Here is a 15,197-nt window from a genome sequence, read left to right as displayed (position 1 = left end):
AACCCTGCCGATCGCCCAAGAAGCTCGGGCCAGACGGTTGGACGGCCGCCGTGCCGCTTGCGGTGCGGAGGAAAGTCCGGGCTCCATGGAATGACGGTGCCGGCTAACGGCCGGCGGGGGCGACCCCAGGGAAAGTGCCACAGAAAACATACCGCCAGCACGCCTCGGCCTGCCGGCAAGGTTGAAAAGGTGCGGTAAGAGCGCACCGCGTTCCCGGCAACGGGAGCGGCAGGGAAAACCCCACCGGGAGCAAGACCGAATAGGGGCGGCCGGCGGCGTGAGCGATCATGGCCGCGAAGGGATTCCGCCTTGTCGCCCGGGTTGGTCGCGCGAGGCGCGCAGCGATGCGCGTCCCAGATGAATGGCCGTCCAGCGTCCGTAAGGATGTGGACAGAACCCGGCTTACAGACCGTCTGGCATTTTCCCGCCGCACCCCCGGCACGATTAGGCAATCCGCGCCGCTTCTGCTAAGAAAAAGGGTGAAATCCTGACCAATGGAGTGCTTGACCGGCATGACCAGCAACGCCGACTCGACCGCCGTTCCCGCTTCCGACGAGACGGCCGGTTCCGACCTTGCCACCGAGAACGCCTATGACGCCGGCTCGATCAGCGTGCTGCGCGGGCTCGATGCGGTGCGCAAGCGCCCCGGCATGTATATCGGCGACACCGATGACGGCTCCGGCCTGCATCACATGGGTTTCGAGATCATCGACAACGCGGTGGACGAGGCGCAGGCCGGCTTTGCCGACCGGGTCGACGTCGTGCTGAACGGCGACGGGTCGATGACCGTGACCGACAATGGCCGCGGCATCCCGACCGACATCCATGCCGAGGAAGGCATCTCCGCGGCGGAGGTGGTGCTGACGCGGCTGCATGCGGGCGGCAAGTTCAACCAGAATTCCTACAAGGTTTCCGGCGGCCTGCACGGCGTGGGCGCCGCTGTGGTGAACGCGCTGTCGGAATGGATGGATGTGCGGATCTGGCGCGAGGGCCGGGAGCATTTCATCCGTTTCGAGAATGGCGACACCGTCGCCCCCCTCGCGGAGACCGGCCCGTCCGGGCACGCCACCGGCACATCGGTGACCTTCAAGCCCTCCGCCGCCACCTTCACCCGCACCGAATTCGATTTCGCGATTTATGAACGCCGGCTGCGCGAACTCGCCTTCCTGAATTCGGGCCTGACGATCACCCTGCGCGACGAGCGCCACAGCACCCCGCAGGACGCCCATTTCCGCTACGAGGGCGGTCTCGTCGAATTCGTCTCCTGGCTCGACCGCTCGAAGACGCAGCTCTTCACGCCGCCCATCGCCACCTTCAGGGACGATACTTCGGCGGGCATGAAGGTCGAGTTCGCCCTCGCCTGGAACGACACCTACCACGAGACGATGCTCTGCTTCACCAACAACATCGTCCAGCGCGATGGCGGCACCCATCTCGCCGGCTTCCGCTCGGCGCTGACCCGGGTCGTCTCGAAATACGCCGAGAGCATCGGCAAGAAGGACAGTCTCTCGCTCTCCGGCGAAGACATGCGCGAGGGCCTGACGGCGGTTCTCTCGGTCAAGGTGCCCGATCCGAAATTCTCCTCGCAGACCAAGGACAAGCTGGTCTCCTCCGAGGTGCAGCCGCTGGTCCAGGCGGCGGTGGCCGACACGCTCGAACACTGGTTCGAGACCCACCCGAAGGAAGGCAGGCTGATCGCCCAGAAGGTGATGGATGCCGCCTCCGCCCGCGAGGCCGCGCGCAAGGCCCGCGAACTGACCCGCCGCAAGGGCGTGCTCGACATCTCGACCCTGCCCGGCAAGCTGGCCGACTGCCAGGAACGCGACCCGGCGAAGTCGGAAATCTTCATCGTCGAGGGTGACTCGGCGGGCGGCTCGGCCAAGCAGGGACGCGACCGCAAGACCCAGGCGATCCTGCCGCTCAAGGGCAAGATCCTCAATGTCGAGCGCGCGCGGTTCGACCGCATGCTGGGCTCGGCCGAAATCGGCACGCTGATCACAGCACTCGGCACCGGCATCGGCCCGGCCGAGCCGGAGCAGGGCGGGTTCGACATCTCGAAGCTGCGCTACCACCGCATCGTCATCATGACGGACGCGGATGTCGACGGCTCGCATATCCGCACCCTGCTGCTCACCTTCTTCTTCCGCCAGATGCGCGAACTCATCGAGCGCGGCCATCTCTATATCGCGCAGCCGCCGCTCTACCGCGTGAAGCGCGGCAACGAGGAGCGCTACCTGAAGGATGACGACGCGATGGAGGCCTTCCTCTTCGAGCGCGCCCAGGCCGAGGTGACGATCGAGGGGATGGATCTCGCGCTGGAACTGCCATTCATGCGCGAGGCGGCGCGGCGCATCGTCGATCTCGCGCGCGACATTCCGGTCGCCTATGTCGAGCAGGCGGCCATCGTCGGGCTGCTCAGCGCGGCGCCGGAGACCGTGGCCGATCTCGCCCCGGTTCTCGCAGCACGGCTCGACTCCATCTCGCTGCCGAACGAGCGCGGCTGGGTCGTCGCGGTCGACGCGCAGGGCGTGACGATGGCCCGCACGGTCCGCAGCGTCGCCGAGCGCTACACGATCGACCTCGCGATGCTCCGCTCGACCGATGCGCGATGGCTCGCGGAACGCGGCAGCCGGCTTGCCGGCGACTTCGCCGCCGGCCTGCACCTCGTCCATGGCGCGCAGACGCTGCCGGTGCGCGGGCCGTCCAGCCTCATCGAGCAGCTCTTCGCGATCGGGCGCAAGGGCCTGTCGATCCAGCGTTTCAAGGGCCTGGGCGAGATGAACCCCGACCAGCTCTGGCAGACCACGCTCGACCCGACGGTCCGCCGCCTGCTCCAGGTGCGCATCGGCGATGCCGAGGACAGCGACCAGATATTCTCCACCCTGATGGGCGACGTGGTGGAACCACGCCGCGAATTCATCGTCGGCAATGCGCTGAAGGTGGCCAATCTCGACGTCTAAAGCATCATCCGATCCGGAAGGATCGGAAAGTGCTCTGACGCGGGATCGGCCGCGCGCCATGCAGGCTCGTCCCGCATGAGGCGCGGTGCCGCGCGCAGGGCGGAGGCGGGCTGAGATTGGGGTTCATTTTCGCCGTTCTCGTCATCGATTCGATCGGCTTCGGCCTCGTCGCGCCGATCCTCCCCGATCTCGTGGAACATCTCTCGGCCACGCCGACCTCGCAGGCGGCCCTCTGGGTCGGCGTGCTGAGCATGACCTTCGCGGCGACGCAGTTCTTCGCCGCCCCGGTGCTCGGCCAGCTCAGCGACCGGTTCGGCCGCCGCCGCCTCATCCTCGTCTCCCTCGCCGGCAGTGCGGCGAATTATCTCCTCCTCGCCTTCGCGCCCAACCTGCTCTGGCTCTTCGTCGGCCGGCTGGTCGCCGGTGCGACGGCCGGCAATGTCTCTGCTGCCAGCGCCTATATCGCCGACATCACGCCGCCGGAGCGCCGCGCCCAGCGCTTCGGCCTGATCGGCGCCGCCTTTGGCCTCGGCTTCACCACCGGCCCGATGATCGGCGGCTTTCTCGGCGCGATCGACCTGCGGCTACCCTTCCTGGTCTCGGCCGGGCTGGTCGGGGTGAACGTGATCTATGGCATTTTCGTCCTGCCCGAATCATTGCCGCCGGAGCGGCGGCGGCCGTTTCGCCTGCGCGAGGCGACGCCGCTCGGCGCGATGCGGCTGTTCACCGCCGCCCCGCATCTGTGGCGCCTCGCCGCGGCGTGGAGCGTGCGATGGTTCGGCCTCGGCGCGATCCAGGCGGTGTTCGTTCTCTATGCCGCGCTGCGCTTCGGCTGGGGGCCGCGCGAGAGCGGCGTCTATTTCGCCTGCATCGGCCTCGCCTCGACCATCGTGCAATTCGGCCTCGTCCGCCGGGCGGTGACGTGGTTCGGCGAGCGCGGCGCCGCCTTCGTTGGCTTCGCCTGCAACGCCGCCGCCTATCTGATCTTCGGCCTCGCGCCGACGGCGGCCTGGCTGTTCGCCGGGGTTGGGCTGATGGCGCTGGGCTCGATCGCCAATCCCGCGATCCGCAGCATGCTCTCGCGCGGCGCACCGCCCGACCAGCAGGGGCGGATGAACGGCGCGCTATCCTCGATCGAGGGGCTCACCGCGATCGTCGCCCCGCTGACCGGCGCTGCCGTGTTCGAGGCGTTCAGCGGCGGTCTGCCGTGGCGCTTTCCCGGCGCGCCGTTCGTGATGGTGGCGGTGATGCTGGCCGGCGCCGCCCTGCTGGTCTGGTCGGTGAAGCCGGTTCAGGCCGCGCCCGAGATCGCGCCCAGCCCGGCGCGCAGCTGAGCGGCCATCGCCGTCCACGCCGCCACCGGATCGGCGGCTGTCCCGATCTCCCCCGCCTCCCGGCGCGCGCACCAGCGCCGCAGCGCCGCCGCCAGCGCGTCGGCATCCGGCGGGCAGAGGATCGCCTGCGGCGCATCCCGCAACTGTTCGGCGAGACCTCCGACATCGGTGGCGATCACCTGTCGTCCCAGGGCGAGGGCCGCCGCGGCCACGCCGGACTGGCTCGCCTGCCGGTAGGGCAGCACCAGCGCATCCGCATCGCCGATCAGCTGCGACAGCTCGGCCTCGGGAATCCAGCGCCGGTCGAGCGTGACATGCGCCATCGCCGCGAGCCGGCTCAGCTCGGCTGAATCCGGACCATTGCCGGCGACATGCAGCCCGAATCCCGGATCGGGGCCGAGGCGTTCCATCGCCTCGCAGAGCAGGTCGAGCCCCTTGTAAGGCAGCAGCCGGCCGAACATCAGCAGCCGCGGCCGTCCGCCATGTGCGAAGGGTGCGGCCGGCATCGCGCCATCGCCTACCGGCATCGGCGGAAGCGTGAGGGTGAGAACCCGCAGGCCGGGGCGGACCGCGCCGGATTCGTGCAACTCGTCGGTCACTGCCTGGCTGAGCGTGACCAGCAGGCCCGCGCCGCGGAGCAGCCGCGCCTGGTTCACCAGCCGGAAGCTCAGGCTTTCGCCGGGGTGGCAGACCGCGTCATGCACGATGATCGCGTAAGGCACGCGCAGATTGGCGACCATCAGGCGGTCGAGCACCGCGGGCATGGCACACAGGGCGGCATCCGGGGCAATCCGCGCGAGCCCGGCGCGAACGCCGCGCCCGGCGAAGGGCAGGGTCGCCAGCCGCGCCAGCGCGCCGCCGGCGCTCGAATAGGTCGGATACCGCCAGGCGCAGTCCGGCGCGTCTGCCTCGCCGAGGATTTCCGCCTCCGCCGAGAGCGACAGCACGGATTCGGTTGCCGGCAGGCGGCCAAGCGCCGCGTGGAGCAGCGCGGCGAAGCGTGGCCCGGCGCCGCGCCGCCCCCATTGCCAGGTGAGAATCCTCATCGGATGCCGGATGCGGCGAGCGCATCGCGCACCGGCGCATCGCCGAGCGCGCGCGTCGCCATCTCCCGCCCGCGCGCGGCGAGTGCCGCCCGAGCGGAGGGATCGTCGGCGAGCTGCCGCAGCAATACGGCCGCATGCCCGAAATCCGGCTCGGCCCAGCGGCTGCCCTGCAGCCGGTAGGTGCCGCGCGGGTCGTTCACCGGCACCAGATCGTATTTCACGAGGGCAGCGCTCTCAGCGTCCATGAAACTCATGTTACCGGACCAGCCGGTCGTCACCACCGGGCGGCCGAGCAGCATCGCCGTGGCCGGGATGAGCCCGAATCCCTCGGCGCGATGCAGCGACATCACGATGTCGCTCGCCGCGATCAGCCCGCGCAGGGCGGGCTCGGGTATGGTCTCGTCGATCACCCGGATATTCGGCGCATCCGCGACCATCGCCCGGATTTCCGCGAGATCCCCGGGATACAGCGAGGTGCCGGACAGTTTGAGCACCAGCACCCGGTCGCGGCGGTCGCCGAAGGCGGCGCGGAAGGCGCGGATGGCGCCCTCGGGGTTCTTGCGCACGCGGCTGGAGGCGAGATTGAACACGACGAGCACCACCAGCGCGCCTTCGGGCAGGCCGAAATCGCCCCGTCCGCCTTCGATGCGCGGCGGTGGCAGGGCGGCGAGCGGGTAGGGCACGACGCGCACGCGCCCCGGCGCCAGGGGCTCGAACGCCTCGGCGCAGAAGGCGGACGGCGCCCAGATCTCGTGGACGAATTTCGCCCCCACATGCCAGGCGGCCGGCACCGCCGGCAGTTCCCACACGAACAGGCCGATCACCCTGCGCCCCTGCATCAGCGCGCGCGGCCAGCGGGCGAGGCCGACGGGCAGGATCGGCGCGTTCACCACCGCGAGCATCGCCGCCCCTGCGGGCGGCAGCGCGCCCGGCGCCGGCGTGACGCTGGGCAGGCCGAGCTGGAGCGTGCCGCGCCCCACGCCGATCTGGCGGAACACCGTATCCATGATCCGGCTGGTCTCGGCGAGGCCGTTTGCCCCGTCGAGATCCCCGGCCACCACGATCCCCTCGCTCGCTGCCGGCGGCACGCGGTCGGGCCGGCCGGCGATGAGGCCCGCCACCCGCGTCATGGCGCGGCGCCGCGTCTCGGCCGGCAACAACCGCCATGCGCGATGCGCCAGCCCCAGCGAAGCTCTCTCCATCCATCCCCCGATCGTGGCCGCACCATCCGGCCGCTCCGGGGGCATATCAAATTCGGGCCGGACATGATATCGCCGGCCACGACCGAAACTCCCGGAGCGCGCCCCCGCGCGCTTCGACGCTGAATCATGGATTTTCTGATGGCCGGACATTCGCAATTCAAGAACATCATGCACCGCAAGGGCGCGCAGGATGCGCGGCGCGCCCGGCAGTTCGCCAAGCTGATCCGCGAGATCACGGTATCGGCCAGAACCGGCCTGCCCGACCCCGCAGCGAATCCGCGGCTGCGCGCGGCGTGTGCCGCCGCCCGTCAGGCGAACATGCCGCGCGACACGATCGAGCGGGCGATCAAGAAGGCGGCCGGCGGCACTGGCGGCGACGATTATGCCGAGGTGCGCTACGAGGGCTATGGCCCGTCCGGCATCGCGATCATCGTCGAGGCGCTGACCGACAACCGCAACCGCACGGCCTCCGACGTGCGGGCAGCCTTCTCGAAACATGGCGGCGCGCTGGGCGAGACCAATTCCGTCGCCTTCATGTTCGACCGCATCGGCCTGATCCGCTATCCCGCCGCCGCGGCGAGCGCGGACGACATGCTCGAGGCCGCGATCGAGGCCGGGGCGGACGACGTGCAGAGCACCGATGAGGCCCACGAAATCATCTGCGCGGTGGAAAGTTTCTTCGCCGTGCGCGATGCGGTGGAGCAGAAATTCGGCGAGCCCGAAGCCGCGAAGCTCGACTGGCGGCCGACCACCACCACGCCGCTCGACGAGGATGCGGCCCGCAGCGTGATGAAGCTGATCGACGCGCTCGAGGAGAGCGATGACGTGCAGAACGTCTACGCCAATTTCGAAATTCCCGACGAGGTGATGCAGACGCTGTCCGCCTGACCGGACGGGGAACGCCAAATCCTATATATACTGTGGATATGCCGATTCGCGCGCGCATCATCGGGATCGATCCCGGCCTTCGCTTCACCGGCTTCGGCATCATCGATGTCGATGGCAACCGGCTGCGGCACGTCACTGACGGGGTCATCGCGACCGATGGCGCGGCGGCGGTGGCCGAGCGGCTGCACACGCTGGACGCCGCCCTCGCCAAGCTGCTCGCGACCTATGCGCCGGACCATGCGGCGGTCGAGGAAACCTATGTCAACCGCAACGCGACCGCGACGCTCAAGCTCGGCTATGCCCGCGGTGTTGCCCTGCTCGCCCCGGCGCGGGCGGGCATCGCGGTTGCGGAATATGGCGCCAAGACGGTGAAGCGCGCCGTGGTCGGCACCGGGGCCGCCGAAAAGGACCAGGTCGCCCTGATGGTGCGCCGTCTGTTGCCCGGTGCGGCGATCACCCGCGCCGATGCGGCGGATGCGCTCGCCGTCGCCATCTGCCATGCGCATCATCTCGCCACCGCCAGCCGGGTGCCGGCGGCATGATCGGGCGGCTCTGCGGCACCGCCGAGCAGATCGAGGACGGGCGCTGCCTGATCGATGTGAACGGCGTCGGCTACGTGGTGCTCTGCTCCGCGCGCAGCCTCTCCGGCCTGCCGGCGCCGCCCGCCCGCGCGACGCTGCTCGTCGAAACCCAGGTCCGCGAGGATGCGATCACCCTGTTCGGCTTCATCGATGCCGCCGAGCGCGACTGGTTCCGCCTGCTCACCACGATCCAGGGCGTGGGCGCGAAAGTGGCGCTCAACCTGCTTTCGGCGCTTCCGCCGGACCAGCTCGCCAGCGCCATCGCTGCCAGCGACCGTGGCGCCATCACCCGCGCCCCCGGCGTCGGCCCGAAGCTCGCCGCAAGGCTGATTTCGGAGCTGCGCGAGCGGATCGCCGCGATGCCGACCGGCTCCACCTTCGTCCCGACAGGAGCGGCCCCGCCGATCGCCCAGCCGCAGGGCAAGCTGGCCGACGCGCTGTCCGCCCTGGTCAATCTCGGCTATCGCCGCGCCGAGGCGGAGGCCGCGCTGGCCGCAGTCGTGGCCGAGGCCGGCGATGACGCATCGCTGGATGCGCTGATCCGCGGCGGGTTGCGGCGGCTCGCCCGATGAGCGGGGGCGAGGACAGGGCGCTGCTCTCCGGCGCGCGCGATGCCGAGGACGGGCCGGAAGCCGCCCTGCGGCCGCAAACTCTCGCGGAATTCACCGGGCAGAAAGCGAGCCGAGAAAATCTTGCGATATTCATCGCCGCGGCGCGCGGCCGGGGCGAATCGCTCGACCACGTGCTGCTGCACGGCCCGCCGGGGCTGGGCAAAACCACGCTGGCGCAGATCATCGCCCGCGAGATGGGGGTGGGTTTCCGGGCGACCTCGGGGCCGATCATCCAGAAATCGGGCGATCTCGCCGCCATATTGACCAACCTGCAACCGAGGGACGTTCTGTTCATCGACGAGATTCACCGCCTGCAGCCCTCGATCGAGGAGGTTCTCTATCCCGCGATGGAGGATTTCGTGCTCGACCTGATCATCGGCGAGGGGCCGGGCGCGCGGTCGGTCCGGATCGATCTGCCGCGCTTCACCCTGATCGGCGCGACCACGCGTTCGGGCCTGCTCGCCAATCCGCTGCGCGACCGGTTCGGCATCCCGTTGCGGCTCGTGTTCTACACGCCCGAGGAGCTGCGCCTGATCGTCACCCGCGCCGCCGCTTTGCTGGAGATGGACATCACGGCGGATGGCGCGGCGGAAATCGCCCGCCGCTCGCGCGGTACGCCGCGGATCGCCGGCCGGCTGACGCGGCGGGTACGCGATTTCGCCGCCGTCGCGGGCACGGCGACGGTGGACCGTGCAGCGGCCGACGCGGCGCTGACGCGGCTCGATGTCGACCTTCGCGGACTCGATGCGATGGACCGTCGCTATCTCCGGCGCATCGCCGAGCATCACAATGGCGGGCCGGTCGGCATCGAGACCCTGGCCGCGGCCCTTTCCGAGCCGCGCGATACGCTCGAGGACGTGATCGAACCCTATTTGATCCAGGAAGGTTTCGTCATCCGTACCCCGCGCGGCCGGATGCTGGGACGCGAGGCCTGGGCGCATCTCGGCCTGCTGCCGCCCGCCGCCGCCCCCGGGCAGGCGGACCTGCCGTTCGAGCCATGAACGAGACCGCGAACATGCTGGAAAACGCGCTGCATGGCGGCGAGCACCGTCTCGGCGTGCGGATCTATTTCGAGGATACCGATGCGGGCGGCATCGTCTATCACGCCAATTACCTCCGCTATGCCGAGCGGGCGCGGTCCGAAGCTCTGCGTTCGCTGGGGGTGCCACACGCGGAAATGGTAGCAGTCCACGACCGTATGTTTGTGGTGCGGCATGCGGAAATCGACTATGAGCGGCCGGCGCGGCTCGACGACCTGATCACGGTGGCAACACGGGTGCGGCAGGTCTCTGCCGCAACCGTCATGCTCGACCAGACGATCCGGCGTGGCGACGAGACGCTGGTGCGGATCGGCCTCCTTCTTGCCTGCGTGGACAGGGCAGGGGGGCGGGCGGTTCGCTTGCCGGCGGACATGCGCGCCGCCCTGATGCGGATGCACGAGGCGGGCGTGCCGGGCGGCGAAACAGGTGACGGCCAGAGGGCCGTGGAAGGGGACTGAAGGTGGATCAGGCTGTGAACACGACCGGGCTCGCGACGCCTGGCTCAGATCTGTCGCTGCTGGGCATGTTCCTGCATGCGGGATTTGTCGTGCAGGTGGTCATCATCCTGCTGCTGGCCGCCAGCGTGTGGGTCTGGGCCATCATCATCGAGAAGTCGCTGACGATCCGCAAGATCAACCGCGCTGCCGATGCGTTCGAGGACAAGTTCTGGTCCGGTCGCAGCCTCGACGAGCTCTACGACCAGGAAGGGGCTGAGCCCGATCATCCCATCGCCGCCGTCTTCGGCGCCGCGATGGGCGAATGGCGCCGCTCCAGCCGGATCGCCGGCGCGGATATCGCGCGCTCCAGCGTTTCCGCCCGCATCGACCGGGCGATGGACGTCACCACCATGCGCGAGATGGAGCGTCTCGAGCGGAACATGATCTTCCTCGCCTCGATCGGCTCGGTCGGCACGTTCGTCGGCCTGTTCGGCACGGTCTGGGGCATCATGCACTCGTTCTCGGCGATCGCCGCGATGCACAACACAAATCTCGCAGTGGTGGCGCCGGGCATTGCCGAGGCGCTGTTCGCCACCGCCATGGGCCTCGTCGCCGCGGTGCCGGCGGTTCTCGCCTACAACAAGCTCTCGACCGACCTGACGCGAATCGCCAGCCGGCTCGATGCCTTTGCTGCCGAATTCAGCGCGATCCTGTCGCGTCAGGCCGAGGAGCGCGCCTGAGATGGCCGGGGGCGTGATCGAGCGCAAATCCGGCAGCCGCCGCGGCCGCTACCGGCCGATGTCGGAGATCAACGTCACGCCGATGGTCGACGTGATGCTGGTGCTGCTGATCATCTTCATGGTGACCGCGCCGCTGATCACCTCCGGCGTCACCGTCAACCTGCCGCACGCGAACGCGAAGCCGGTGAATTCCGACGCGACGCCGATCACCATCACCGTCAAGGCCGATGGCAGCGTCTACCTGCAGAATTCCGCGGTCCCGCTCGACAATCTGGTCGCCACCCTGCAGCAGATCGCCAAGCACAATACCGACCGCCGCATCTTCGTGCGCGGCGACACGGCGGTGCCCTACGGCACCATGCTGAAGGTCATGGCGACGATCACCAATGGCGGGTTCAACAAGGTCGCCCTGCTTGCCCAGCAGCCGACCGCGGCAAAACGCTGATCCCGGTAAACCCGGCATCCGGCGCGCGCATCGATTGAGGCGGGACCGACCCATGGAACCAGAGCTTCGGCGGGGAGCGATCGTCTCGGCAATCGTCCATCTGGCGATCGTGCTGCTGCTCGTTGCCGTTCTGCCGCGGGAAAAGCTCGACGCGCCGGCGGCGGAAGCCGTTGACGTGACGCTGGTCGGCAACGCGGCGCCGCAGCAGGCCCTGCACAAGGGCAAGGTCGCCGCCCCGGCCAAGACCAGGACCGTGCACAAGGCGCATCTCACAGTGCAGAAGCCGACCCCGCAGCCGAAAGTGGCGCCGCCCCCGCCCCCGCCCCCGCCGCCGCCGGCACCGCACAACACGCCCAAACTGCCGCAGCCGCCATCCCCGCCGCCGCCGCCGCCGCCGCCCACACCGGCGCCGACGCCGATTCCCACGCCACCGCCGCCGCCGCCGCAGCGGCCGCACAAGCCGACTCCGCAGAAGCCGGCGAAGAAATTGCCGCTGCCGCCGAAAAAGACACCGCCCGCGCCGGCGGAAAAAAGCCCGACCAGCCAGAAGCACACGGTGAAGACCCCGGTGCCGATGAGCCAGTCGGTGCTGAACACGCTGGCGAAGCTGCGGTCACTGCAGAAGCAGAAAACCCCGCCGACCGCCCGCTACAACCCCGAACAGGGCGGTGCGCCGCATGGCGGCGGCTCGAAGATGAGCACGGCCAATTCCGGCCTGTCGGCGTCGCAGCGCAACGCCATCGCCAACACGGTCCGCCCCTGCTGGGGGATCGACGCCGGGGCGCCGGGCGTGCGGAAGTTCAGCGTTCTGCTCCAGGTCGTGACCGATGCGTCCGGCATCGTCCGCGAGGCGCAGGTTGCGCCGCAGGACCAGGGCAAGCTGGGCGATCCGCTGTTCGCAGCCTTCGCCAACCGGGCGGTGGACGCGGTTAAGAACTATCAATGTGCCAAGCTGCCGCTGCCGTCCTATATGCTCGGCTCGGTCCACACATTCATTTTCAGGTTCACGCCCTAGCATTCAAAGCGTTTCAGGATAGAGGTCCTTCATGACGATCCGCCGTCCGCAGCCAACCGCTCACCCACGCCTTCCGGAAACCACGATCGAACGCCTGAAGCCGCTTTCGCGCCGCCTCCTGATGGGCGCCGGCGCCGCGGGCCTCGTGCTGCCGCACTTCGCCCGGGCGCAGAGTGCCTCTAACGGCCCCGGCGATGCGATCAACGTCTCCGGCGCGCACAATGCGCCGATCCCGATCGCGCTGCCCTCTTTCACCGATGCCAGCGGCAATACCTCCGATCTCGGCGCGCAGATTGCCCAGATCGTCACGTCGGATCTCGACCATTGCGGCCTGTTCCGCGCGATCGACCAGGCGAGCTTCGTGCCGAATTCGGTGGTCAACAGCATTCCGGTCTGGAACAACTGGAGCATTCTCGGTGCCCAGGCCCTTGTCACCGGACAGGTGACGAACCAGGGCGGCGGGCAGATCCGCGTCGAATACCGGCTGTGGGGCATTTCCCAGCAGAAGCAGCTCCAGGGCACCGCCTACACCACCGCGACCAACAACTGGCGCCGCATCGCCCACATCATCGCCGACGACATCTACCAGCAGATGATCGGCGAGAAGGGCTATTTCGACACCCGCGTTGCTTTCATCTCGGTCGCCGGCCGGCCGACCAATCCGGTCCGCCGCATGGCCGTGATGGATTACGACGGCGCCAATGTGCGGTTCCTGACATCGGGCCGGAACATGGCGCTGTCGCCGCAGTTCAACCCGTCGCGCCAGCAGATCGCCTTCGCCAGTTTCGAGAACGGCCAGCCCCAGGTCTATCTGTTCGACCTGCAGTCCGGGGCGCGCACCAATATCGGCTCGTTCGGCGAGATGAGCTTCGGCCCGCGGTTCAGCCCCGACGGTTCGGCCCTGCTGTTCTCCGTCTCGAAAGGCGGCGGGACGATGATCGTGAAATACGATCTTGGCAGCCGCAGGATGACGCCGCTGACCGATGGGAATTCGATCAACGTCACCCCGTGCTACAGCCCGGATGGCACCAAGATCGTGTTCAACTCCGATCGCGACGGCCCTGGCGACCAGCAGCTCTTCGTGATGAACGCCGATGGCTCGAATATCCAGCGGATCTCCTACGGCCATGCGCGTTATGCGGAGCCGGTCTGGTCGCCGCGGGGCGACATGATCGCCTTCACGCGGCTTGATTCGGGCGGGTTCGGGATTGGCGTGATGAAGCCGGATGGCTCGGGCGAACGCCTGCTTTCGCAGGGATATCTCGAGGAATCCGCAACCTTCTGCCCGAACGGGCGGGTCATCATGTTCTATCGCCAGAGGCCGCTCAGGATCGGCAATGTCTCGCATCTGGTGACCATCGGCGTCGACGGGTTCAACGAGCGGATCACGCCGACCCCGACCAATGCCGAAGACCCGTCCTGGGGACCATTGCTATCCTGACCCGCTCCCGCCGCGGGGCGTGAGGCACCTGCCTCATGCTCCTGTGGCTCCGGTCAGGTACCCGCCCGGTCTAGAGCACGTTCCGATCCATCCGGATCGGATGATGCTCTAGGGCGTCTTCCGTGTGGGCAGCGGAAGAAAGATCGGCGCCACTCAAGCAAGAGGCGCGCCTCAGGAGGGCGCACCGGTGATCGGGATCGGCATCCGCCGGTAGGCGGCGAGGGATCGGCCGGCCATTCCGCCGCCCATATTTCCCGGCACGTTTACATGCGGCCCCGCCCCGGCGGGCTGGTTCTGCAATGGCAGGATGGAGGCGGTGCCGTGCAGCGGCGCGAAGGCGAATGATCCCGGAGCGAAATGCCGCACATTGATCCCGCCCGGGCTCGGTTTGCCGTGCGTCACAGCTCCCTTGGCCGCACCCGCGGCGGTGGTCACCGGCGGCGCGGGCGGGTTTGCGGGGCCCCATACATGCGGGGCAGCAGCCGATTTTGCCGCCATCGGCAGAGGTTGGGTCATTGCGGTCTGCACCAGCGGCAGGCCAGTTTGTCCGCCGGTCTGCCCGCCGCCCTGCCCTTGCCAGCGGGCCAGCACCTGATTGGCGTAGGGCGCGCCAAGGGACGGGGTTGCGGAATGATAGGCCGCGATGGCCTGCTCCCAGTTTCCCGTCTGCAATTTCAGCCGGGTCAGGAAACCCGCCGCATAAAAGACGTTCGACATCGGATCGAAGGCCTGTGCAAGGCTGGCGAAGGCGTGCGGATGCTCCCTGATATTGACCTGCATGCAGCCGATATCCAGCGAGGTGATACCTTGCTGGAGGAAGGATTGCGCCGCCGCGATCGCCTCGGCCTCGGTCTGATACATGTGGCCGCTGCCATTGGCATCGATCGTCCAGGGCCAGGGCGCGAGTTGCCCGGTCACCCGGTCGGGGCGGCCGCTCTCCACCGTCCCGATCGCGCGGAGCAGGCCGGCCGGCGTGTGTTTGTCGGATTCCGCCATGATGACGGCCGCCTGGCACAGCAGCGCCGGGTCGATCGCCGCACCGCCATCCGGTGCAACGCCGCTCGGCAGCGCGCGCGCCTCCCCGGCGCCGGCCAGGGTGACGAAAATCGCAGCGATCGGAATGATGGCGAAGTGCCTCAACATGCCGCCAGTATCGCGCAAGTGAATTAATTTCAGGTTAGTTTCGCGCATCGGCTTACGCCTTGACAGCGTCTGTCCCGAGCGGGTCGCGCCAAACCCCCAAGCGGCGATCACCGCTGCGGCGATCGCGTCATATGCTGCGACCGCTTCTGCAAATGTCGCGCCTTTTGCGATGCTGCACTGCAAAAAAGTTCTTGCGTGGCCCCCACCGCGGCGCTATATCGGTTTTCAGCAACACGGCGAACATTCGCTCTGTTTGCTTTCTTGGACGTTTCCTCCCTAAACTTGGCGGCACGCAAGTGCCGCCATTTTTTTTG

Annotated in this window: 14 protein-coding genes and 1 other RNA gene; 12 read left to right on the top strand and 3 right to left on the bottom strand. The window is 68.5% G+C overall.

Annotated features, from left to right (window positions below):
• Positions 1 to 29: 29 nt before the first annotated feature.
• The 3 genes from rnpB to HUW10_RS09420 all read left to right on the top strand — a co-directional run bounded on the left by rnpB (position 30) and on the right by HUW10_RS09420 (position 4,294).
• Positions 30 to 421, top strand: an RNA gene (rnpB, locus tag HUW10_RS09430) — RNase P RNA component class A.
• A gap of 91 nt (positions 422 to 512) precedes the next feature.
• Positions 513 to 2,960 (top strand): DNA topoisomerase (ATP-hydrolyzing) subunit B, encoded by a 2,448-nt coding sequence (gene gyrB, locus HUW10_RS09425; RefSeq protein ID WP_174503262.1) that lies wholly within the window; start codon positions 513 to 515, stop codon positions 2,958 to 2,960.
• Positions 2,961 to 3,076: 116 nt separating this feature from the next.
• The gene (locus tag HUW10_RS09420) at positions 3,077 to 4,294 is read left to right on the top strand and encodes a TCR/Tet family MFS transporter (RefSeq protein ID WP_174503261.1); all 1,218 of its coding nucleotides are present in this window, start codon (positions 3,077 to 3,079) and stop codon (positions 4,292 to 4,294) included.
• Here the strand turns inward: HUW10_RS09420 and HUW10_RS09415 are convergent.
• Together HUW10_RS09415 and HUW10_RS09410 are read right to left on the bottom strand one after the other, a co-directional pair.
• Positions 4,252 to 5,340 carry a glycosyltransferase gene (locus HUW10_RS09415; RefSeq protein WP_174503260.1) on the bottom strand — a complete coding sequence of 363 codons (1,089 nt, stop codon included), beginning with the start codon at positions 5,338 to 5,340 and terminating at the stop codon, positions 4,252 to 4,254. The two genes, HUW10_RS09420 and HUW10_RS09415, sit on opposite strands and share 43 nt — an antisense overlap.
• Positions 5,337 to 6,542, bottom strand: coding sequence for a glycosyltransferase (locus HUW10_RS09410; protein ID WP_174503259.1), 1,206 nt, complete (start codon positions 6,540 to 6,542; stop codon positions 5,337 to 5,339). The genes HUW10_RS09415 and HUW10_RS09410 overlap by 4 nt, the downstream gene beginning before the upstream one ends.
• A 138-nt stretch (positions 6,543 to 6,680) precedes the next feature.
• Here HUW10_RS09410 and HUW10_RS09405 point away from each other — a divergent pair, with 138 nt between their 5' ends.
• From HUW10_RS09405 to tolB, 9 genes are read left to right on the top strand one after another with little or no spacing between them, the layout of a single operon-like run.
• Complete coding sequence (locus HUW10_RS09405) at positions 6,681 to 7,430, top strand: YebC/PmpR family DNA-binding transcriptional regulator (RefSeq protein WP_174503258.1); 750 nt, start codon at positions 6,681 to 6,683, stop codon at positions 7,428 to 7,430.
• Between the two features lie 38 nt (positions 7,431 to 7,468).
• Positions 7,469 to 7,972, top strand: coding sequence for a crossover junction endodeoxyribonuclease RuvC (gene ruvC, locus HUW10_RS09400; RefSeq protein WP_174503257.1), 504 nt, complete (start codon positions 7,469 to 7,471; stop codon positions 7,970 to 7,972).
• Positions 7,969 to 8,583 (top strand): Holliday junction branch migration protein RuvA, encoded by a 615-nt coding sequence (gene ruvA, locus HUW10_RS09395; protein WP_174503256.1) that lies wholly within the window; start codon positions 7,969 to 7,971, stop codon positions 8,581 to 8,583. The genes ruvC and ruvA overlap by 4 nt, the downstream gene beginning before the upstream one ends.
• Positions 8,580 to 9,623 (top strand): Holliday junction branch migration DNA helicase RuvB, encoded by a 1,044-nt coding sequence (gene ruvB, locus HUW10_RS09390; RefSeq protein WP_174503255.1) that lies wholly within the window; start codon positions 8,580 to 8,582, stop codon positions 9,621 to 9,623. Before ruvA ends, ruvB begins: the two co-directional genes overlap by 4 nt.
• A complete protein-coding gene (gene ybgC / locus HUW10_RS09385) occupies positions 9,620 to 10,120 on the top strand; it encodes a tol-pal system-associated acyl-CoA thioesterase (RefSeq protein ID WP_174503254.1) in 501 nt (166 codons plus the stop codon). Before ruvB ends, ybgC begins: the two co-directional genes overlap by 4 nt.
• A gap of 2 nt (positions 10,121 to 10,122) precedes the next feature.
• Entirely contained in the window at positions 10,123 to 10,839 is a 717-nt protein-coding gene (gene tolQ / locus HUW10_RS09380) for a protein TolQ (RefSeq protein ID WP_174503253.1), read from the top strand.
• Between the two features lies 1 nt (position 10,840).
• Positions 10,841 to 11,284 carry a protein TolR gene (gene tolR, locus HUW10_RS09375; RefSeq protein ID WP_174503252.1) on the top strand — a complete coding sequence of 148 codons (444 nt, stop codon included), beginning with the start codon at positions 10,841 to 10,843 and terminating at the stop codon, positions 11,282 to 11,284.
• A gap of 52 nt (positions 11,285 to 11,336) precedes the next feature.
• The gene (locus HUW10_RS09370) at positions 11,337 to 12,299 is read left to right on the top strand and encodes a hypothetical protein (protein WP_201712605.1); all 963 of its coding nucleotides are present in this window, start codon (positions 11,337 to 11,339) and stop codon (positions 12,297 to 12,299) included.
• A 31-nt stretch (positions 12,300 to 12,330) separates the two neighbouring features.
• Entirely contained in the window at positions 12,331 to 13,740 is a 1,410-nt protein-coding gene (gene tolB / locus HUW10_RS09365; protein ID WP_174503251.1) for a Tol-Pal system beta propeller repeat protein TolB, read from the top strand.
• A gap of 171 nt (positions 13,741 to 13,911) precedes the next feature.
• On the opposite strand, the gene HUW10_RS09360 is transcribed toward tolB, so the two are convergent.
• Positions 13,912 to 14,931 (bottom strand): lytic transglycosylase domain-containing protein, encoded by a 1,020-nt coding sequence (locus HUW10_RS09360; protein WP_174503250.1) that lies wholly within the window; start codon positions 14,929 to 14,931, stop codon positions 13,912 to 13,914.
• Between the last annotated feature and the right edge of the window lie 266 nt (positions 14,932 to 15,197).

It is taken from the genome of Acidiphilium sp. C61, from assembly GCF_905116885.1.
GTDB lineage: Bacteria > Pseudomonadota > Alphaproteobacteria > Acetobacterales > Acetobacteraceae > Acidiphilium.
The sequence above is the reverse complement of the archived record's forward strand: the minus strand, read 5'-3'. Positions and strand labels throughout refer to the sequence as shown.